The sequence below is a fragment of the Clostridium sp. 7_2_43FAA genome, assembly GCF_000158375.2.
In the GTDB taxonomy this organism is placed as follows: Bacteria; Bacillota; Clostridia; order Clostridiales; family Clostridiaceae; genus Clostridium; species Clostridium tertium.
The window spans coordinates 3022369-3044941 of the sequence record NZ_JH815222.1 but is presented as its reverse complement, the minus strand read 5'-3'; the positions used below and the strand labels follow the sequence as shown (position 1 = coordinate 3044941).

At 28.9% G+C, this 22573-nt stretch carries 20 protein-coding genes; 16 read left to right on the top strand and 4 right to left on the bottom strand.

Annotated elements, in window-relative coordinates; translation table 11 throughout:
- Positions 1-110: 110 nt before the first annotated feature.
- On the bottom strand, positions 111-2774 hold the full coding sequence (locus tag CSBG_RS15410) for a cation-translocating P-type ATPase (RefSeq protein WP_008681012.1): 2664 nt from the start codon (positions 2772-2774) through the stop codon (positions 111-113).
- Positions 2775-3161: 387 nt separating this feature from the next.
- Here CSBG_RS15410 and CSBG_RS15405 point away from each other — a divergent pair, with 387 nt between their 5' ends.
- The 16 genes from CSBG_RS15405 to CSBG_RS15330 all read left to right on the top strand — a co-directional run bounded on the left by CSBG_RS15405 (position 3162) and on the right by CSBG_RS15330 (position 19885).
- Positions 3162-4232 (top strand): mannose-1-phosphate guanylyltransferase, encoded by a 1071-nt coding sequence (locus CSBG_RS15405; RefSeq protein ID WP_008681011.1) that lies wholly within the window; start codon positions 3162-3164, stop codon positions 4230-4232.
- A gap of 181 nt (positions 4233-4413) precedes the next feature.
- On the top strand, positions 4414-4806 hold the full coding sequence (locus tag CSBG_RS15400; protein ID WP_008681010.1) for a hypothetical protein: 393 nt from the start codon (positions 4414-4416) through the stop codon (positions 4804-4806).
- A 172-nt stretch (positions 4807-4978) separates the two neighbouring features.
- A complete protein-coding gene (locus CSBG_RS15395) occupies positions 4979-5593 on the top strand; it encodes a PH domain-containing protein (protein WP_008681009.1) in 615 nt (204 codons plus the stop codon).
- 251 nt (positions 5594-5844) lie between these two features.
- Complete coding sequence (gene ytvI / locus CSBG_RS15390) at positions 5845-6918, top strand: sporulation integral membrane protein YtvI (protein WP_008681008.1); 1074 nt, start codon at positions 5845-5847, stop codon at positions 6916-6918.
- A gap of 172 nt (positions 6919-7090) precedes the next feature.
- A complete protein-coding gene (locus tag CSBG_RS15385; RefSeq protein ID WP_008681007.1) occupies positions 7091-7540 on the top strand; it encodes an NUDIX domain-containing protein in 450 nt (149 codons plus the stop codon).
- 125 nt (positions 7541-7665) lie between these two features.
- Complete coding sequence (locus tag CSBG_RS15380; protein ID WP_008681005.1) at positions 7666-8259, top strand: zinc dependent phospholipase C family protein; 594 nt, start codon at positions 7666-7668, stop codon at positions 8257-8259.
- A gap of 207 nt (positions 8260-8466) precedes the next feature.
- Positions 8467-8826, top strand: coding sequence for a metalloregulator ArsR/SmtB family transcription factor (locus CSBG_RS15375; protein WP_035285511.1), 360 nt, complete (start codon positions 8467-8469; stop codon positions 8824-8826).
- A 16-nt stretch (positions 8827-8842) separates the two neighbouring features.
- On the top strand, positions 8843-11134 hold the full coding sequence (locus CSBG_RS15370; RefSeq protein ID WP_035285508.1) for a heavy metal translocating P-type ATPase: 2292 nt from the start codon (positions 8843-8845) through the stop codon (positions 11132-11134).
- Between the two features lie 451 nt (positions 11135-11585).
- Positions 11586-12227, top strand: coding sequence for a redox-sensing transcriptional repressor Rex (locus CSBG_RS15365; protein ID WP_008681002.1), 642 nt, complete (start codon positions 11586-11588; stop codon positions 12225-12227).
- Positions 12228-12479: 252 nt separating this feature from the next.
- Positions 12480-13262, top strand: a complete 783-nt coding sequence (locus tag CSBG_RS15360) for a short-chain-enoyl-CoA hydratase (protein WP_008681001.1) — start codon at positions 12480-12482, stop codon at positions 13260-13262.
- Positions 13263-13369: 107 nt separating this feature from the next.
- Positions 13370-14509: an acyl-CoA dehydrogenase gene (locus CSBG_RS15355; RefSeq protein ID WP_008681000.1), complete on the top strand. Its 1140-nt coding sequence runs from the start codon at positions 13370-13372 to the stop codon at positions 14507-14509.
- Between the two features lie 17 nt (positions 14510-14526).
- Positions 14527-15306 carry an electron transfer flavoprotein subunit beta/FixA family protein gene (locus CSBG_RS15350; protein WP_008680999.1) on the top strand — a complete coding sequence of 260 codons (780 nt, stop codon included), beginning with the start codon at positions 14527-14529 and terminating at the stop codon, positions 15304-15306.
- A 21-nt stretch (positions 15307-15327) separates the two neighbouring features.
- Positions 15328-16332, top strand: a complete 1005-nt coding sequence (locus CSBG_RS15345; protein WP_008680998.1) for an electron transfer flavoprotein subunit alpha/FixB family protein — start codon at positions 15328-15330, stop codon at positions 16330-16332.
- Between the two features lie 240 nt (positions 16333-16572).
- Positions 16573-17415 carry a 3-hydroxybutyryl-CoA dehydrogenase gene (locus CSBG_RS15340; RefSeq protein ID WP_008680996.1) on the top strand — a complete coding sequence of 281 codons (843 nt, stop codon included), beginning with the start codon at positions 16573-16575 and terminating at the stop codon, positions 17413-17415.
- Positions 17416-17697: 282 nt separating this feature from the next.
- Positions 17698-18639, top strand: a complete 942-nt coding sequence (locus tag CSBG_RS15335; RefSeq protein ID WP_008680994.1) for a DNA glycosylase — start codon at positions 17698-17700, stop codon at positions 18637-18639.
- A 292-nt stretch (positions 18640-18931) separates the two neighbouring features.
- Complete coding sequence (locus CSBG_RS15330; protein ID WP_008680992.1) at positions 18932-19885, top strand: BadF/BadG/BcrA/BcrD ATPase family protein; 954 nt, start codon at positions 18932-18934, stop codon at positions 19883-19885.
- A 185-nt stretch (positions 19886-20070) separates the two neighbouring features.
- Here the strand turns inward: CSBG_RS15330 and CSBG_RS15325 are convergent, their stop codons facing one another.
- The 3 genes from CSBG_RS15325 to agaV are packed head-to-tail and all read right to left on the bottom strand — an operon-like array spanning position 20071 to position 22219.
- Entirely contained in the window at positions 20071-20916 is an 846-nt protein-coding gene (locus CSBG_RS15325; RefSeq protein ID WP_008680991.1) for a PTS system mannose/fructose/sorbose family transporter subunit IID, read from the bottom strand.
- Positions 20906-21718: a PTS sugar transporter subunit IIC gene (locus tag CSBG_RS15320; protein ID WP_008680990.1), complete on the bottom strand. Its 813-nt coding sequence runs from the start codon at positions 21716-21718 to the stop codon at positions 20906-20908. The genes CSBG_RS15325 and CSBG_RS15320 overlap by 11 nt, the downstream gene beginning before the upstream one ends.
- 24 nt (positions 21719-21742) lie before the next feature.
- A complete protein-coding gene (gene agaV / locus CSBG_RS15315; RefSeq protein WP_008680989.1) occupies positions 21743-22219 on the bottom strand; it encodes a PTS N-acetylgalactosamine transporter subunit IIB in 477 nt (158 codons plus the stop codon).
- Positions 22220-22573 lie beyond the last annotated feature (354 nt).

Genomic DNA, 22573 nt, shown 5'->3' with positions numbered 1-22573 from the left:
AAAAACATAAACAAGTTTTACATTAAAAACATTTTTAAAAATAAAAAAGGCAGAAATTCATCTTTGATGAATTTCCACCTTAATTGTCAATTGTCCATTATCAATTGTTATTATGCTACTTTTACAACTTCCTCTTTTTCTTCAGAAGAAGATATATTAGTATGCTTTCTATCGTTAATAGCATCTCTTATAACTTTAACAACTTGAATAATTAAAGTTGGTATAAATGCGAATAAGTAAATATAACCTACTTGAGATCCTGTTAAATCTGATACTTCGAATAAATTTTGTAAAAATGGTACAAATAGTACTGAATTTAAAAACAATAAACCTACTCCAAATGCTGCCCAACTATATCTATTTGAGAATAAACCAATTGAAAATATTGATCTATCACCTCTACAGTTAAATCCATGGAATAATCTTGCTAAACAAAGTGTTGCAAAAGCCATAGTAGAAGCAACATTACTATCAGTTTTTAATCCTATATAGAAAGCTATTAAGGTAAATACTGCTATAACAAAACCTTCAGCTGCAACTTCATATATAAAGTCTTTTGATAAAATAGATGAATTTCTAGCTCTAGGTTTATCTTTTAATAAATCTTTTTTAGATTTTTCCATACCTATTGCAATAGCAGGTAAACTATCAGTTAATAAATTTATAAATAATAAATGTACTGCATGGAATGGCATTGGTAAAGCCATTAATGAAGTATATAATACTGATAATATACCAGAAGTATTACCTGATAATAGGAACTTAATAGAGTTCTTTATATTCTTATAAATATTTCTTCCATTTGCTACAGATTTAACTATTGTTGCAAAGTTATCGTCTGTTAATATTACAGAAGCAGCATCTTTTGATACTTCTGTTCCTGTTATACCCATTGCTATTCCAATATCAGCTTGCTTAAGTGCAGGAGCATCATTAACTCCATCTCCAGTCATAGCAACTATTTCATTTTTTTCTTGCCATGCTTTAACTATTCTAATCTTATGCTCAGGAGAAACTCTAGCATAGACTGAAATATGTTCGATATTGTTTTTTAACTCTTCATCTGACATTTTATCAAGTTCTAAGCCTTCAATAGCTCTATCGTCATCTCTAAGGATACCTATTTGCTTTGCAATTGCTGATGCTGTTATCTTATGGTCACCAGTAATCATTACTGGTTTTATTCCAGCTGTTATACAATCTCTAACTGCTTCTGCAGATTCTACTCTTGGTGGATCTATCATTGAAATAAGACCCATAAATGTATAATTATTTTCATCTTCTAAGGATAAATAATCTGGATTTGTAAATTCTTTATAAGCAAAAGCTAAAACTCTTAATCCACTTTGTGATAATTGTTTATTTGCATTTATTATATTTTGCTTATCTTCATATGTTATATCTCTTACACCTTCAGATGTTTTTATTTTTACAATTCTATCTAGTAATACATCAAAAGCACCTTTAGTAAACATTAAATTTTTATTATCAAATTTATGAAGAGTACTCATAAGTTTTCTATCAGAATCAAAAGGCAATTCAGCTAATCTTCCGTGAGATTTTCTTATTTCTATTTCATCCAAAGATAATTTATGACCTAAGTTAACAAGTGCAACTTCTGTAGGATCACCAATTTCAACACCATCTTTAGATGTAGAATCATTACATAAAATTGAACTATTTACTAAGTAGTTTGTAAGTTCGTCATTTAAATCTAAATCCTCTCCATCAATTAATTTATTATCAAGATAAACTTTCCTTACAGTCATTTTGTTTTGAGTTAACGTTCCTGTTTTATCAGAACAAATAACAGATACTGAGCCTAATCCTTCAACAGCTCTAAGCTTTTTAATGATAGCATTTTCTTTTGCCATCTTTTGAGTTCCTAGAGCTAGTACAATTGTAACGATTGAACTTAAAGCTTCTGGTATAGCTGCAACGGCTAAAGCAACAGCAAACATAAGGGAATCTAACATAGGTGTTCCTCTGTATAAGCTAAGACCAAAAACTAAAACACAAATTATTAAAATTCCTATAGCTAATTTTTTACTAAAGTCATCTAAGCTAGCTTGTAGTGGAGTTTGCTTTTCTTGAGTTTCTTCCATTAAGTGAGCTATTTTACCTATTTCAGTATTCATTCCTGTAGCAGTAACAACAACTAAAGCTCTACCATAAGTAACTAAAGATCCAGAGAAAACCATATTTTTTTGGTCTCCTAAAGCTATTTCTTCTTTTTCTATTATATCAATAAATTTATTTACACTTTCAGATTCTCCAGTTAATGAACTCTCATTTACTTGAAGAGAAAAGTTTTCGATTATTCTACCATCAGCTGCTACCATATCACCAGCCTCTAATATTAATATATCTCCAGGAACAATTTCTTTAGACTGAACTTCAACTTTCTTACCATTTCTATAAACTTTTGCAGATGGCGAAGATAGCGCTTTTAAACTATCTAAGGATGCTTCCGCCTTAAAGTGTTGAACTGTACCTAAAATTGAATTAAGAATAATAACAGCAAATATAACTAAGGTACTTTCTAGATTACCTGTTGCTGCTGATATAATTGCAGCGATAATTAGTATAATTACAAGTAAATCTTTAAATTGGCTTAAGAAAACTTGCATTATAGTTTGTTTTTGTTTTTCAGTTAATTGGTTATATCCAAACTTGTCTAAGTTTTCTTTAACTTGATTTTCAGATAAGCCACTTTTAGATACATTAAAATTTTTTAATACTTCTTCATGGTGTTTTGAAAAAAACTTCTCCATAATAACTCCTCCAAACTTATTTAATAATAATATTTTGTGATCCAATAAAAAAATTAGCCTAGAAATATATGAGTCTATAAACAAAAAGAGACTCTTAATACAATTTTCACTTTATGAAAAACTGTATTAAAAGTCTCGTAACCAAGATGGTATATAACACCAGACCGATAGGCCGCGAATGTTGATGTTATATTTTTTACTACTCCCTCTTAATGGAAATATTTAATTATAAATTTATTTTAAATCTATTTTAAAAAAATGTCAATACATAAAAATTGTCTAAATAGGTAATAATAAATATAAAAAAATTGTCAATTTTAAAAATTTCACAAAATAAAAGGTAATAGCATAAGATATATCATAGTATTTACATGGAGTTGAAAGTTATTGATATACGGGCTAATATTAGCAGGAGGAAAAGGAACAAGACTTTATCCTTTATCGAGATCAAGTAAGCCTAAACAATTTTTGAAAGTAATAAATAATAAAAGTTTTCTCCAAAACACTGTAGATAGAGTTACTCCTTTAATTAAGAAGGAAAATATTTATGTAGTTACTAACAAAGAGTATAAGGATAAGATAAAAGTAGAGCTTGGAAATATAGATCCTAATAATATCTTTACAGAGCCACAGAACAAGGAAACTGCTACATGTATAGGTCTATCTGCCGTTAAGCTTTTAAAGAGAGATGGAGATGCAGTTATGGTTGTATTACCTTCTGATCATCATATAGAAAACGAGAAGGTTTATATAGAAACATTATCACAAGCTGTGGATATTGCAAATAAAAGACGGGGAATAGTAACACTTGGTATATCTCCAACAAGAGCAGAAACAGGATATGGATATATCGAGATGGGACCAAGAATACAATCATCAGAGATACCGACTTATAAAGTAGCTAGATTTACTGAAAAACCTAATGTGGAGGTTGCAAAAGATTTTTTATTAAAAGGAACTTATTTATGGAATTCAGGAATGTTTGTTTTTAGAGCAGATGTGATATTAAGAGAGATAGAAAAATATCTTCCTCAATTATATAAATCCTTAATGGAAATATATAAACACATTGGAGAAGATGATGAAGAAGAAGTTATTAATGAGCAATATTCATTAATAGATGGGATATCAATAGATTTTGGTGTTATGCAAAAGACAAGAAAGGCCTTCGTTATAAAAAGTGACTTCATATGGGATGACATAGGAAGTTTTTCAGCATTAAGCAGATATTTAGAAGAAAAGAAAGATAATAAAACAAGTAATAATGTATATCTGCAAGATAGTGAAAATTGTTCTATATTTGGAGATAAAAATCTAATAATTGGATTAGGAATAAAAGATTTAGTTATAGTAGATGCTGGAGATGTTATTCTTATAATGGACAAGAATAAGGATCAAGAAATAAAGCATTTATTAAGTGATCTGACTAATAAACCTGAATATGAAGACTACATTTAGAGTGAAGAATGAAAGAGTGAAAAAGTGAAAGAATTGTGGAAATAATTTAGACAAGCTGAATTATAAAATAGAGAAGTATGAGCTTCTCTATTTTTATTTTGAATTTTTATATAAACATATTCTATTAAACTTATGATAAAATATACATATAATAATTATATTTAATTAAGGGGGATTGGATTTGGGTAAAGGAGTAAGCATTCAGTGTAAGAGATGTGATTACAGTGCTACATTATTTGAAGGTGTTGGGTTTAGGACTCAAGACTTCGAAGTATTTAGAAGAGAGCTTACTAAGAAAAGAAATGACAGCATAGATTTTATATTGAGTAGGAAAAAGATTAATAATATAAGTTATTATAATGCATATGCCAAATGTGATAAGTGTGGAAATTTAACAACAGTTCCTTATGTAGAAATTAAATATGAGGATAATAAAATTTTCAAATTAGAGTATAGTTGTGAAATATGCAAAAGTAAATATAAGTTAGTTAGTGAAGAAGAGATAGTTAATAGTAGATGTCCAATATGTAACTATGAATATTTACAAAATTCTGGAAGTATATTTTGGGATTAATATAAAAATATTAGTATTTTTATATATATTCTTGTAAAGGTATTCAATTGCTTTCTTGTCAAAATTAAAAGGAAATAATTTAACAATAAGTAGATAAATTATAATATTTATCTATCATTATAAAGCTACTATTATAAATAAGAGAGAGTATAAAAAACGGGAGGGCTTATATATGTTAAAGAAATTAGCTTCAGATGCATTAGGGCTAAGTGATATTGGTAAAATAATTGATAAAAAGGACTTTAATAAGGTTGATGCAGATGATTATATAATGCATGAGGATGGAGAACAAATATTTTTCCTTATAAAATCAAGAACTGATGAATATTGTTTTACTAATTTAGCTCTTATTCATGTAGATGGTACATCTGCTGTAAGCAAAAAGAGACTTGTAACTAGATATGATTACTATAAAAATACAATTAGAAACGTTGCTATAGAAACAGCAGGAACTATAGACTTAGATTGTGAAATTAAATTTGTTATTGGAGAAACTATTTTTTCTATAGATGTAGATAGAAATCAAATAGAGCAATTAAAGGACTTATATAAATCATTAATTAGAATATCTCATATAATACATGAAAATGATATTATGCTTAACAAATCAGAAGAAACATTAAAAATAGCCGCCAGTGCATGTGCATCAAGTAAAGTTGTTGAAGGTAATGTAGCGGAAATATTTAAAAATATAAATGAGTATGCATTTAATTGGACAAGGATAAGTAGAGAAAATTATATTAAAAAAGATTTTACAGATGTATTTAAGAATTATATAAATAATTAGTATAAATAACCATGAACTTATTTTTTATATTAAGTTTATGGTTATTTTTTAATATACTTATTTATTTAAGTTCAGATATTATTGATTTACGGGCTAAGTTAACTTAATAATACAGGCATAAGTTTGAAAATATATTATATTTTTAATTTTATATTGAATTCTGAATTTTAACTTAATATTTAAATTATAAATTTAAAATATAAATTATTTATTGTATAATCAATATAAAAAAAAATAAGGAGATTAAGCTTATGGGTGTAGAGAAAAAAAGAGAATTTATAATTAATACATTATATTTATTAATTGTTGCTACAATAATATATATAGCAATTAAATATGGACTAGGTTGGTTTTTACCATTTGTCATAGGTTTTGGAATAGCATTTATATTAAAACCATTAATAAATTCAATATCAAAAAAATTTGGACTTAATAGAAAAGTTGTTGCGGGAATTACAGTATTAATTTTTTATACAACAGTAGGGGCATTAATTACTGTACTTATAGTTAAGTTGTTTGTTGAATTGAAGGATGTATTTATTAAATTACCTAATCTTTATACAACAACAATAGAACCTGTGATATTACAATTATCAAGTGGGTTTGAAGATATATTAATAAAATTAGACCCTACTTTAATGCAAGCTATAAGAGATATGATATCATCATTAACAGAATCCTTAGGAAGTATAATTTCTAGCATATCATCAGGAGTAGTTGTATTTATATCATCAACAGTTACAACAGTTCCAACTTTTTTTATTATAGTAATATTTTCAATTATTGCATCTTTCTTTTTTGCAATGGATTATACAAATATAACAACTTTTATAACAAGGCAGTTTTCTGAAAGAGCTTCTAGTATTATTTTTGATGTAAAAGACTATATAGTTGGTACCTTATTCAAATTTATTAAAGCTTATTCAATAATTATATCAGTAACTTTTATAGAACTTGCAATAGGGCTTTCTATATTAAGAGTTGAAAGCGCAATAACAATAGCATTATTAATAGCTTGCGTAGATGTACTTCCTGTACTTGGAACAGGTGGGATTGTTATACCTTGGATTATAATAGAACTAATTAGAGGAGACATAGGTTTAGCAGTAGGGTTAACTATAATTTATGTTGTTATAACAATAGTAAGAAATGTTCTAGAGCCAAAGGTTGTAGGTCAGCAAATAGGATTACATCCTATAGTAATGCTAATGTGTATGTTTATAGGTGTAAAAATATTTGGATTCCTAGGATTATTTGTATTACCTATAATAGTTATAATACTAAAAAATTTAAATGACAGTGGAAAGATACATATATTTAAATAGTTGGTTAGTAAAACTGTTATAATAATAGATTTAAAAATTTTGATTAAAAAATAAGAGAATTTATTGAGCTTAATATAACAATAGATGTATAAGAAATTATTGAATTATATAGAGGTGAAACAGTAATTATATTTTTATAATTTAATAATCTACTATATTTTGGAGAAAAAATATGAAAATTAAATTTTATGAAAAAAATATAATAGAAAATGAAAAATTACTTTATGCAATAGTAGTATCAAGATATAAAAATAAATGGATATTTGTTAAGCATAAAGAAAGAAATACTTGGGAAATTCCAGCAGGGCATAGAGAAATTGATGAAGATATAAATTTAACAGCAAAAAGGGAATTATTTGAAGAAACAGGAGCTAAAGAATTTGAAATATTATATATGTATGACTATTCTTTAGAAATTGATGGAAAGGAAAGCTACGCGGCATTATTTTTTGCTGAAATATATTCTTTAGAAAATCTACCAGATTTCGAAATAGGAGAAGTTAAAGAGTTTAAGGATATACCTAAAAATTTAACTTATCCATCTATACAACCTAAATTATTTGAAAAAATAAAAGAAGAATTAATAGGAAGTATTAACCAAATAATGAGTGAAAGGTTATAATGGTTAAGAGAGAAGGCAATTACTAATATGATAATAAGTGGGACGATATACAAGAAAACATATTTGTTTTTTATTATATATAGTATTATCATATAGTTATAAAAGAAAAGCGAGGTGAGGAAATTATGATGATGAATACTCACAAAGCTTTAGCACAACAATTTATAAGCAATGTAGAAGAGGATAAAGTATTTATAATAAATGACGGACAATTCATATGGGGAAATTTAAAACCAGACTCTGTATCAAAATATAAGTTTAAAAAACATTATATAGATGAAAGTTTTGGTATGATTGTTAAAAAAATAGAATTTTTATCCTCATTAACTTTAGATGATATCTATACTAGATATTCATCTAAAAAGTTTAATCAAGAATTAGGTGTAGTTTGCCATTTTCTATGTGACTTTTTCTGTATTCCACATTTTCAAAGATGGGAATTTAAAAGTGCTAATGCTATGAAAGAACATGTATTATATGAAAATGAATTGAATAAATTTTCAAAGGATTATAATATAAAACGAGATATGAATTTTCACTTAACATCAGAAGAAATTGGAAAGTATATAATGAAACTTCAAACTGAATATCAAGGTATCGCTTCATATGAAAAAGATTTACTTTTTGCTAGCCATATTTGTAGTACAGTTGTAAATATGGTATTAAATGAAGTAGTTTTAAATCAAAAGTTAAAGGAGCATATAGCTTTAGTAATATAGAGAGTCGATTGACTCTCTATTTTTTTATAAGTAAAGTATAAAAGTATAAGATTTTGAAGATGTTATCATAATAAGAACTTTAATACTATAATATTTAAAATAATTGATTAAAATATTTTTATTTAAAGTTGACACATTTAATATAAGTATCATATAATATTATCAAAGGAACATATGAGCAATTGTTCATATGTTGTAGGAGGAATTATGGAAGATAATAAATTAGAAAGTTGTAATTGTACAATAATCCACAAGGATGTTGTTGAAAAGGTAAGAGAATCTATACCAGATGAAGAAAAATTATATGATTTAGCCGATTTATTTAAAGCTTTTAGTGATTCTACAAGAATAAAAATATTATGTGCCTTATTTCAGGATGAGTTATGTGTATGCGATTTAGCAGCATTATTAAATATGACACAATCTGCAATTTCGCATCAGCTTCGAGTATTAAAATCAAATAGATTAGTTAAGTTCAGAAGAGATGGAAAAGTTATATATTATTCATTAGCAGATGATCACATTAAGCATATATTTAATGAAGGATTTAAGCACATTATTGAATAAGGAAGTGGTGAAGAATATGAGTAGTAATGAAATAAGATTAATTTTATCAGGTTTAACATGTGCAAATTGTGCAAATAAAATTGAAACAAAAGTAAATAATATGAATGGGGTTAAGGAAGCTACTTTAAATTTTACAACATCTACTTTAATTATAGAATTAAATGGGGAAAGACATGATGATGATATTATATTAGAAGCAAAATCTATAATAAACAAACTAGAACCAGGCGTTAAAGTATTTAATAAAAATGAAAGTAATATTATTCCTAAGGAGGTTAACAAGTGTACAAGTGATACTTGTTCTATAGAAAATAAAAATGAGAAAGAAAATCATACTCATGACAAAAATCATTCTCACAGTAATTTTAGAGGAGAATCTCATGAGCATTCAAGTGAAAAACCACATGAACACTCACATGAACACTCACATGATCATTCGCATGGGCACTCACATGATCACTCTCACGGAGAAGCGGTGAGTTTAAAAGAAAATATGAGACTAATAATAGGAGCCATAGTATATGCAATTGCTTTAATTTCAACAGAAGGATCAATTTTATCTGTAGTATTATTTGCATTAAGTTATGTATTAGTTGGAGGAGAAGTTGTATTAACTGCTATTAAAAATATTTTAAGAGGAGAAGTTTTTGATGAAAACTTCTTAATGACAGTCGCTACTTTAGGCGCTTTCTTTGTAGGAGAGTTTCCAGAAGGTGTAGCAGTTATGTTATTTTATCAAATAGGAGAAGTGTTCCAATCATATGCAGTAAATCGTTCAAGAAAATCAATTACTTCTCTTATGAATATAAGAGCTGATTATGCAAATGTCTTAAAAGATGGAAAAGAAGAAAAAGTTAATCCAGAGACAGTTAATATAGATGATGTAATAATAATAAAGCCAGGAGAAAGAGTACCATTGGATGGTATAGTATTAGATGGAACAAGCTTCGTTGATACATCAGCACTTACTGGAGAATCTGTTCCAAGAGAAGTTTCAACAGGAGAAGATATTTTAGCTGGTTTCATAAATACTAATGGTGTTTTAAAGGTAAAAGTAACTAAGAACTTTAAAGAATCAACAGTTTCTAGAATTCTAGAGTTAGTAGAAAATGCTTCTAATAAAAAAGCACCAACTGAAAAGTTTATAACTAGATTTGCAAGGATATATACTCCAATAGTTGTTTTCTCTGCATTAGCATTAGCAATAATACCACCTCTAGTTATTAAGGATGCAAGTTTTTATGACTGGATTTATAGAGCATTAATATTCTTAGTAGTATCTTGTCCATGTGCCTTGGTAGTTTCAATTCCTCTAGGATTATTTGCAGGGATTGGTGGTGCATCTAGAAAAGGTATATTAGTTAAAGGTGGAAACTATTTAGAAGCACTTAAAGATGTTAATACAGTTGTTTTTGATAAAACAGGAACATTAACAAAAGGTGTTTTCAAAGTAACAGAAATAAATAACGTTGACATAGCTAAGGAAGAATTAATAAAGATTGCAGCTATTTCTGAAAGTTTGTCAAATCACCCAATAGCACAATCTATAATAAAGGAATATGGAAAAGAAATAGATTCTAATGAGCTAAGTGACTACGAAGAGATATCTGGACATGGAATTAAGGTGACAATTAATAATTCACAAGTATTAATTGGAAATTATAAGCTTATGGAAAAGTTTGAAATAAAATATAATAATATAAATTCAATTGGAACAATAGTTCATGTAGCAATAAATAATAAATATAAAGGTAATATAGTAATTTCAGATGAAATAAAGGAAGGTTCTAAATCAGCAATAGAAGGATTAAAGGCTATTGGTGTATCTCAAACAGTTATGCTAACAGGAGATAACAAATCAGTAGGAGAAAAGGTAGCATCATTAGTTGGAGTAGATAAGGTATTTGCTGAATTATTACCAGGAGATAAAGTTGAAAAAGTAGAAGATTTAATTAAAAATAATTCAACTGAAGGGAAAGTTATATTTGTAGGAGATGGAATAAACGATGCACCGGTTTTAGCAAGAGCGGACATTGGAGTTGCTATGGGTGGTATTGGATCAGATGCAGCTATAGAAGCGGCAGATGTAGTTCTAATGAAAGATGACCCTGAAGCATTAGTTACAGCTATTAAAGTAGCAAGAAAAACAAATAAAATATTATGGCAAAATATAATATTCTCATTAGGAGTAAAAGTTCTTGTATTACTTTTAGGAGCTTTTGGTATTGCAAATATGTGGGAAGCTGTATTTGCAGATGTTGGAGTTACAGTAATAGCAGTAATAAATTCAACAAGATGCTTGAAATAATTTCAAATACTATTTTTATTGACAAATTTCAGCATATTAAATATAATAAATTAGGTTGAGAACATTTCAGGCATAAGGGAAGCATACAAGATCATTATCTTGTTTACAGAGCACATTGGGGCTCTGTATAAATTTGAGACTTATGTATAACGGATCTGCTACGTTATACATAAGTCTTAATTTTTTTATATAATATAATTACGCTAAATTTTGTTTGAAAATAAAAATTAAAACTAATAAAAAATATATAAAAAGTATATTAATTGACCAAAATATTACTAAGTAAACTTTTATGATTGAGAAAAAATTAACTATTTAATATACGTTTTAGCTTGTTAAATAGATAACCTAAGTTGTTTTAAAATTATAATAAAAGTGGTAAAATATAAATATGAATATGAATAATATTGTTTTAATATATAAGATAAGAGAAAGTAGGAGAAAATATAGTATGGATAAGAAAAAGAATATTTCAATGGCCGTAATCAAGAGATTACCAAAATATCATAGATATTTACAAGAGTTATTAAGAAATGATGTAGATAGAATTTCTTCAAAAGAACTAGGAGAAAAAATAGGATTTACGGCATCACAAATAAGACAAGATTTAAATTGCTTTGGTGACTTTGGTCAACAAGGATATGGATACAATGTAAAGGACTTATATAATCAAATTAGCATAATATTAGGGTTAAATAGAGAATATAAGGGCGTAATTATTGGAGCTGGTAACATAGGTCAGGCAATAGCAAATTACAGCAGATTCTCACAAATTGGGTTAGATATAGAAGCTATATTTGATGCAAATCCAAAACTTTTAGGAATGAGAATAAGAGATATAGAAATACAAGATATAGATATACTAAAAAATTATCTTGAAGATAATAGTATAGATATAGGTATAATCTGTGTTCCAAGAATTAATGCTCAAAAGGTATGCGATATTCTAGTGGAAAATGGAGTAACAGGTATATGGAATTTTGCACCTGTTGACTTATCTGTACCTAAGGATGTAACAGTAGAAAATGTTCATTTATCAGAAAGCTTATTAACATTAATATATTTATTACATGATAAAAATGAAAACAAATAACTAAATTGATAATTGGATTAAATTAGAAATAGTTATTGCAAAAGAAAATTTAAGAGTTTATAATAATAATTGAAGCATCTGCTTCAATTATTTTTGCTTGTGATTGTTATAAGATTAACAAATTGATTCTATATGATACATACTAACATAAATTCAATTATTAATATGTTTTAAATGCAATCATAAGATACTACATGGGTTATGTCTATTGAATAAATTTAATATAAGCATGGATAAAAGGGGGATTCTATAATGGAATTGAAAAATATAATTCTTGAAAAAGAGGAAAATCTAGCGATTGTTACAATTAATAGACCTAAAGCATTAAATGCATTAAACTCAGAAACATTAAAGGATTTAGACGTAGTATTAGAAGACTTAGAAAATGATAGTAATATTTACTGTGTTATATTAACAGGAGCGGGAGAAAAGGCTTTTGTTGCCGGAGCTGATATTTCAGAAATGAAAGATTTATCAGAGGATGAAGGAAAAGAATTTGGCCTTTTAGGAAATAGAGTTTTCAGAAGATTGGAAAAACTAAACAAGCCTGTTATTGCAGCAGTATCAGGATTTGCCCTTGGTGGTGGATGTGAACTAGCTATGGCATGTGATATAAGAATAGCTTCTGAAAAAGCAAGATTTGCTCAACCAGAAGTTGGTCTTGGAATAACACCTGGATTTGGTGGAACTCAAAGATTGCCTAGATTAGTTGGAGAAGGTAAAGCTAAAGAACTTATTTATACATGTGCAACTGTAAAAGCAGAGGAAGCGCTTAGAATTGGGTTAGTAAATAAAGTCGTAGCCCTTGAAAATTTAATGGAAGAAGCAAAAGCTATGGCAAAGACAATAATTAATAATGCTCCAATTGCAGTTAAGTTATGTAAAGATGCAATAAATAGGGGAATGCAAGTTGATATAGATAGAGCTATAGAAATTGAAGCTGAAGATTTTGGAAAGTGCTTCTCAACAGAAGATCAAAAAGAAGGAATGACAGCTTTTATTGAAAAGAGAAATAAAAATTTTTATAACAAATAGTCAGAAAAAATGAAATATAACGAATTATCAAAAAAATAAAATATATGTAGTTAAGTAAAAATATGTAGTTAAGTAAAAATGGGTGCAATATCGAGGAGGTATAATAAATGAATTTTCAATTAACTAGAGAGCAAGAATTAGTAAGACAAATGGTTAGAGAATTCGCTATGAATGAGGTAAAACCAATTGCTGCTGAAATTGATGAAACAGAAAGATTTCCTATGGAGAATGTTGAAAAAATGGCCAAGCTTGGAATGTTAGGAATTCCATTTGCTAAAGAATATGGTGGAGCTGGTGGAGACACTCTTTCTTATATAATAGCAGTAGAAGAATTATCAAAAGCTTGTGGAACTACAGGTGTTATAGTATCTGCTCATACTTCTCTTTGTGCTTCTTTAATAGAGCAATTTGGAACAAAAGAGCAAAAAGAAAAATATCTAGTAGATCTTGCAAGTGGTAAAAAATTAGGTGCATTTGGATTAACTGAACCAGGAGCTGGTACAGATGCAGCAGGACAACAAACTGTAGCTGTATTAGATGGAGATAATTATATATTAAATGGATCAAAGATATTTATAACAAATGGTGGAGTAGCTGATACATTTATTATTTTTGCTATGACTGATAGAAGTAAAGGAACAAGAGGAATTTCAGCATTTATAGTTGAAAAAGAATTTGAAGGTTTCTCAATTGGAAAGAAAGAAGAAAAGCTTGGAATTAGAGCGTCTTCAACAACAGAGTTAGTTATGAGCAATTGTATAGTTCCAAAAGAAAATTTAATTGGACAAGAAGGTAAAGGTTTTGGTATAGCTATGAAAACTCTAGATGGAGGAAGAATTGGTATTGCAGCTCAAGCTCTAGGAATTGCAGAAGGAGCATTTGAAGAAGCTGTTGCTTACATGAAAGAAAGAAAACAATTTGGAAAACCATTAGCAGCTTTCCAAGGACTTCAATGGATGATAGCAGAAATGGATACTAAAATTGAAGCTGCAAGGCATTTAGTTTATAAAGCTGCTTGGTTAAAGGATAATAAACTTCCATATTCAGTAGATGCAGCAAGAGCTAAACTTTATGCAGCAGAAGTTGCTATGGATGTAACAACTAAGGCAGTCCAAATATTTGGTGGATATGGATACACTAAGGAATATCCAGTTGAAAGAATGATGAGAGATGCAAAAATAACTGAAATATATGAAGGAACTTCAGAAGTTCAAAAGATGGTTATTTCAGGAAATGCTTTAAGATAATAGGGGAGGATTTATAGATGAATATAGTAGTTTGTTTAAAACAAGTTCCAGATACAACAGCTGTTAAAATTGATCCAAAGACAGGGACTCTTATAAGAGATGGTGTTCCATCAATAATAAATCCAGAAGATAAGCATGCTTTAGAAGCAGCCTTAACTTTAAAGGATAATGTAGGTGGAAAGGTTACAGTAGTAAGTATGGGGCCTCCTCAAGCACAAAATGCATTAAGAGAAGCTTTATGTATGGGAGCTGATGAAGCTATACTTATAACTGATAGAGCTTTTGCAGGAGCTGATACACTAGCAACTTCAAAAACTTTAGCAGGAGCAATAAGAAGATTAGAATATGATGTAGTTTTTGCTGGAAGACAAGCTATAGATGGAGATACAGCACAAGTTGGACCAGAAATTGCAGAACATTTAAATATACCTCAAGTAACATATGTTCAAGGTGTTAAAGTAGAAGATGATGGGTTATTAGTAAATAGAGCATTAGAAGATGGGTATGAATTAATAAAGGTTAATGGACCAGTTCTTTTAACAGCTATAAAAGAATTAAATGAACCAAGATATATGAATGTTAGATATATCTTTGATACTGAAAATACAGAAATAAAAATTTGGTCAGCAGCTGACCTAGAAGTGAATAAAGAAGAACTAGGACTTAAAGGTTCACCAACAAAGGTTAAAAAGTCAATGACTAAAGAAGCTAAGGGAGCAGGAGAATTAATAAATGAAGTTCCAAATGAAGCTGTAAAATATGTATTAGGTAAATTAAAAGAAAAACACTACATCTAGGAAATATGGGAGGTAAAAAAGATGAGTATAGCAGATTACAGAGGCGTATGGGTATTTGCTGAGCAAAGAGAAGGAGAACTTCAAAAGGTTTCTTTAGAATTACTTGGTGAAGGTAGAAAAATTGCTGATAAATTAGGAGTAAAATTAACAGCTCTTTTATTAGGAGATAATATAAAGGGTTTAGCTGATATATTAGGAAGACATGGAGCAGATGAGGTTTTAGTGGCAGAAAATGAATTATTAAAGCACTATACTACTGATGGATATACAAAGGTTATTTGTGATTTAGCAAATGAAAGAAAGCCAGGAATATTATTTATAGGAGCAACTTTCATTGGAAGAGACCTAGGACCTAGAGTAGCTGCAAGGTTATCTACAGGATTAACAGCAGACTGTACAGTTTTAGATGTCGATGTAGAAAAAGCTGATTTATTAGCAACAAGACCAGCATTTGGTGGTAACTTAATGGCTACAATAGCATGTCCAGATCACAGACCACAAATGGCAACAGTAAGACCAGGAGTATTTTCAAAGCTTTCAGATGAAGATAGAAACTTTACTGTAGAAGAAGTAGAAGTAAAAATCGCAGATTCAGATATCAGAACTAAAATAGTTGAGATAGTAAAAGAAGCAAAAGATATCGTTGATATAAGCGAAGCTAACTTCATTGTTTCAGGTGGTAGAGGAGTAGGTTCAAAAGAAAATTTTGCTATTTTAGAAGAATTAGCAGAAGCTTTAGGTGGAACAGTAGCAGGTTCAAGAGCAGCTGTAGAAAATGGATGGATAGAAAGAGATTATCAAGTTGGACAAACAGGTAAAACAGTAAGGCCAACTATATATATAGCATGTGGTATTTCAGGTGCAATACAACACGTTGCAGGTATGCAAGATTCAGATTTAATAATAGCTATAAATAAAGATGCATCAGCTCCAATAATGCAAACAGCAGATTATGCAATAGTTGGAGACTTGCTAAAAGTTGTTCCAGAGATGACAGCACAAGTAAAAGCAATGAAAGAAAACTAGGAACAATGGATAATAGACAATTAAGGAGATAACTCAGACAAGCTAAGTTATGAAGTTAGAAGGAATAACAATTGAGAATGGATAATGTATAATGTATAATTAAAAAAATAACAATTGATAATGGACAATGGAAAGTGGACAATTAAAGAAATAGCTCAGTTTACTGAGTTATGAAATTATCACCTAAATTATCAATTATCAATTGTCAATTGTGAATTGAAGAAACGGGAGGTTTTTAATATGGAAAAGATTTTTGTTATAGGTGCAGGAACTATGGGAGCAGGTATAGTTCAAGCTTTTGCTCAAAAGGGTTATGAAGTAATAGTTAGAGATATAAAGGATGAATTTGTTGAAAGAGGAATAAACGGAATCAATAAGGGATTAACTAAGTTAGTTGCTAAGGGTAAGATGAGTGAAGAAGATAAAGAAGCTGTTCTTTCAAGAATAACTGGAACTACTGATTTATCTCTTGCAGAAGATTGTGATTTAGTAATTGAAGCTGCTGTTGAAAATATGGAAATTAAAAAGAGTATATTTGCAGAATTAGATGGGATTTGTAAAGAATCTACTATATTAGCTTCTAATACATCATCTTTATCAATAACAGAAGTTGCTTCAGCAACAAAGAGACCTGATAAAGTTATAGGAATGCATTTCTTTAATCCAGCTCCAGTAATGAAGCTAGTAGAAATTATAAGAGGAATGGCAACATCAAAGGAAACTTTTGATTCTATAAAGGAATTATCAGTAGCAATTGGTAAGGAACCAGTAGAAGTTGCAGAAGCTCCAGGATTTGTTGTTAATAGAATACTTATTCCAATGATTAATGAAGCATCATTTATTCTTCAAGAAGGAATAGCTTCAGTTGAAGATATAGATACAGCTATGAAATATGGTGCAAACCATCCAATGGGACCTTTAGCTTTAGGTGATCTTATAGGATTAGATGTATGCTTAGCTATTATGGATGTTTTATATAATGAAACAGGAGATACAAAGTACAGAGCAAGTAATCTTCTAAGAAAGTATGTTAGAGCTGGATATCTTGGAAGAAAGACTGGTAGAGGATTCTATAATTATTAAAAATTTACCCTAAATATGATTTGATTTAATATGGATTTGATTTGTTGAACTTTTTTAAGATAGAGAAATTTACTTAATTTCTCTATCTTTCTTTATATAAATTATTATTGAATACATATTATCCATTTTTTATTGAGAATATGATATAATTTATAAAGATAAAAATTATTAATATTTAGTTTAATTCTTAGGGGGAAGATGGCTAAGTAAGAATAGTTTATTAATATCTCGGGGATAAATAATATATTAATGGTATATTAATTATATATAAGAGGTGAAGAAATGGATTTTAAAAATGCTATTTTTGAAGATAATAAAGTAGTAATACAAGGTACAAAAAACTTTAATATAAAACAAATACTAGAGTGTGGGCAATGCTTTAGGTGGGATAAGATAGAAGATAATAACTATATTGTAGTTGCTTATGGAAGAGTTATTGAAGTGATTCAAAATGATGATGAAGTTATTATATATAATTCCAATGAAGAAGACTTTAATAACATATGGAAGAATTATTTTGATTTAGAAAGAAATTATGATGAAATAAAAGATGTTCTTGCAAAAGATGAGATACTTAGAAAAAGTGTTGAGTTTGGATATGGAATAAGAATATTAAATCAAGATCCTTTTGAAATTCTTATAAGCTTTATAATATCTGCAAGAAATAGTATCCCTTCAATAAAGAAAACAGTTAAAAAGATATGTGAGAGATGGGGAGAAAAAATAGAATACAAGGGAAATGAATATTATACATTTCCAACTCCACAAGCAATTAAGGATGCTACATTAGAAGAAATTCAAGAAACAGGAGCATCTTTTAGAAGTAAGTACATAGTTGATACAATTAAAAAGGTAAATGAAGCTATAGAAGTTAAGGAAGATATAAAACTAAATCCTAGTAAGTATGATGAAAGACCAGAAATATTAGATTTTGATTTAGAATATATAAAATCATTAGGTGATGATGAGTGTCATATAGCTTTACAGAAATTTATGGGGGTAGGTGCTAAGGTAGCAGATTGCATAATGTTATTTTCAATGACAAAGCATTCAGCTTTCCCTGTAGATGTATGGGTTAAAAGAGCTATGATTCATTTTTATGTAGCGCCAGATGTATCACTAAACAAGATGAGAGTATTTGCAAGAGATAAATTTGGAGCTTTATCAGGAATGGCTCAGCAATATCTTTTCTACTATGCTAGAGAAAATAAAATCGAAGTATAGATTTTAGCAAATTGCGAAGCAATTTATTAGTGAAAGCTTAAGAGTGAAAAAGTTAAAGATGTTTTGTGTTGCAAAACTAAAAAATATATGTGAGAAATTACTTCTTTCACTTTTAACTATTTTGTTTCATAAAATATAAATATTGGAATTTAGTAATAATAATTATATAATTAAATTAATGGATTTTAATATAATATATAAAGTGGAAAATGTAGATTATAGGTAGCAAAGTTGGCAATAATACATGTAAAATATCCAATCATATAACATAAATATTGTAGGGGGAAACAAAATGTATTATTTAGGAATTGATGGTGGAGGCACTAAAACAAAATATCTATTAGTAGATGAAAAGTTACAAAAGGTATGCGAAAGAGAAGGAGCAACTATACACATTCATCAAGTTGGTGTAGAAGGAATTAAGAATGAACTAAGAGAAAATATTTCTAAGATATGTGAAGAATCAAAGATTTCTGTAAGGGATATCTCATATGCTTTTGCAGGAGTGCCAGGATATGGTGAAAGCTTAGATGATATGGTTAAAATTGATGAAGCTATAAAAGAAGTTATGGAAGTACCATATTCAATTGATAATGATGCTGTCAATGGATGGGCAGGAGGAACTGCTTGCAAGCCAGGTATAAATGTAGTAGCAGGTACAGGAAGCATAGCTTATGGTAGAAATGCCGAAGGTAAACTAGCAAGATGTGGTGGTTTTGGACCAGGAATAGGCGATGATGGAAGTGCTTATTGGATTGCACTTAGAACGATTAATGAATATACAAAGCAAAAAGATGGAAGAAGCGAAAAAACTGTTTTAGTTGATATACTGGAAAAAGAATATAATATAACATATAAATATGAAATTGTTGATATTGCATTTAATAGATTGAAATTTAATAGAACAGAATTAGCTAAGTTTTCAACAATATGCTTTTTAGCAGCAGAAGAGGGATGTCCAGCTTGTAAAAATATATTTAAAGATGCAGCAAAGGCTATATTTGAACATATATCTGCTATATCAAAAGAATTAAATTTCAAAGATGAGTTTGTTGTTTCATATACTGGTGGTGTATTTAAGTCAGGTAAGCATGTTTTAGAGCCACTTAAAGAAATGATAAATGAATCAGGATTAAAGTGCCATTTACAAGAACCTGCACTTGATCCTTGGAATGGATCTGTTTTATTAGCATATACTTTAGCTGGTAATACAGTACCTGATAATGTAAAAGAAATATTTAAGTAAATTATAAAAATGTATTTTTGAAATATATAAGATATAAATAAGTAAGTGGATTTTAAAGAAGAGTTTGTTCTTTTTTATACTGAGATAGAAAAGTTTATATGTTTATAAAGTTGAGAATACTATGATTATATTAATAATTAAAAAGAGGACTGCTAATAAATAGCATGTCCTCTTTTTGAAGTAAATTATTTAGCCCACATTGTGAATCCAAATAAGTGACCGAATAAAGCACCAACTATTCCAAGTACAAGTAATAAACCTATACATGCAACAGGAGTCCATTTTCTTTTCTTAATTAAGTAGAATAACATTAATGTTAGAGCTAGTGGAAGCATTTGAGGAAGAACACCATCTAATATATTTTGTATATTAATTGGAGCTTCTCCATTTGGTATTTCAATAGCTAACTTTGTTGCACCATAGTTTGAAGTAAGAGCTCCAACTATGAATACTCCTAACATAGAAGCTGAACGTGTAAATTCCTTAGCATTTTTTGTTAAGATATCAATTGCCTTTGAACCTAAGTTATATGACCAATGCATTAACCAATATCTAATTGCAAATTGAACACCATTAAATATTAGCAAGAATAGTATTGGACCAATTAAGGATCCACCAATAGCCATGTTAGCAGTGATACCAGCAGTAATTGGAACTAATGTGAACCAGAAAATAGCGTCTCCAATTCCACCTAAAGGACCCATAGCAGCAACACGGACAGCACGAATAGTATTAGTATCGGCTTTTTGTTGCTCTAATGACATAATTATACCCATAACAAAAGTTACAAGGAATGGGTGAGTATTAAAGAACTCTAAGTTGTGTTTCATGGATTTTGAAAGGTCTTCTTTATTAGTATGAATTTTTTCAAGTCCAGGTAATATTCCATATAGCCATCCAGCAGCTTGCATTCTTTCATAGTTAAATGAAGCTTGTAAGAATAATGAACGCCAAACCATTTTATTTAAAGTTTTCTTATCGAGTTGTTTGGCAGGAGTCAAATCTTTATATAATGTACTATTAGATTCCATCTTCGTCATCTCCTCCTATTCCTATATTTGCTGAAGCAGCTTTCATTTTTACGTTAATTTGGAAGTCGTAAATACATACTGCTATTCCAATGAATGCAATTATTAATAATGCAGATCCAGATAGACCTTCGATTTTGCCTATTATAGTTGCTAGTGCAAAACCTGCAAAGTAAATTCCCCATAAGTCATTTGATAACATGATACGTAATAAAATTGCAAATCCAACATAGCGCATCATTCCACCAGCAGCACCAAGTCCATCCATGAACCAAGAATATTGTGCTGATAAATTAGATAATGTTTCACCAGCAGCACTACCACCTATTAAACCTATAACAACTACAAGTGCAAAGAATAATCCTAAAGCAGACATTGCGCCATAGTTAAGCTTTTCAATTCCTCTTGCATCTGCATTATCAGCATATTTATCAGCTTTTGACATTAATGGAGACATAATTGTGAATAATAATGTAACACAATATTGTCCTATTAATGCAAATGGAACTGCTAGTCCAACTGCAGCTGTTGGCTCTAATTTAGAAGAAATGGCAAATACTACAGCCATTATTCCTCCGATAACTGCATTTGGAGGCTGAGCTCCTCCTACAGGCATATTACCGATTGTCATTAATTGATAAGTACCACCTACAATAAGTCCAGTTTGTAAGTCTCCAAGAATTGCACCAATAACAGCTCCTGATACAATTGGTTGATACAATGATTCTAAGAAACTAAATTGATCAATACCTGCAATAAATGCAAATACTGCAACCAATAGAATTTGTATAATATTAAAATCCATTTAGCATTCCCCCGTATTATTTAATTATTTAAATATCTTATCAATACTTTCTGAATTTTCAGTAGGGACTCTTCTTATTTCAAGCTCTACTCCTAATTCCTTTAACTTTTTGAATGCTTCTACATCTTTGTCATCTACCGCAACAGAACCAGCAACTTGTCTTTTTCCTTCTGCCATGTGCATGTTTCCAATATTAACTTTTTTTATCGGTACACCACCTTCAACAAGTTTTAATACATCTGCAGGAGTTTCACAAACTATAAATATAAGTTGTTTAGCACTAGCTTTATGAATAGTAGTTATAGTTTTTTCAATTGTCCAATATCTAGTTGAAGCATAAGATGGAGCAGCCATATCCATTAAGCCTTGTCTTAATTTATCTTCAGCTACAACATCATTTGCAACTAGAATCAAGTTTGCACCAATAGAACCACACCATTGAGTTGCAACTTGTCCATGAATTAATCTGTTGTCTATTCTTGTTAATATAATATTTGGCATATTCTCACCTCCTTTTATGTAAACACTTTATTTTGATTGAATACAAGGTTATTATATAACTAATATAAATAATAATCTTTATACTTTTTGGTATTTAATTTATTATTTTTAACAACGTTTACAGAGGGGTTTTGTAAATGAATAATTTAAGTGGTAATATATAAATATATTTATTTATATACTGATAATCTTATATATTTGTTTCAATTAATAATCTTAATCAGTGGATTAAAATTTAATATGCTTCTCTAAGTAAAATAGTAAAATTGATATTTAATTTTTACATGCATCTACTATATTGATTAAAAATAATAAAAAGTTACATTTAAAATGAAGTTATAAATTTATAGTGAG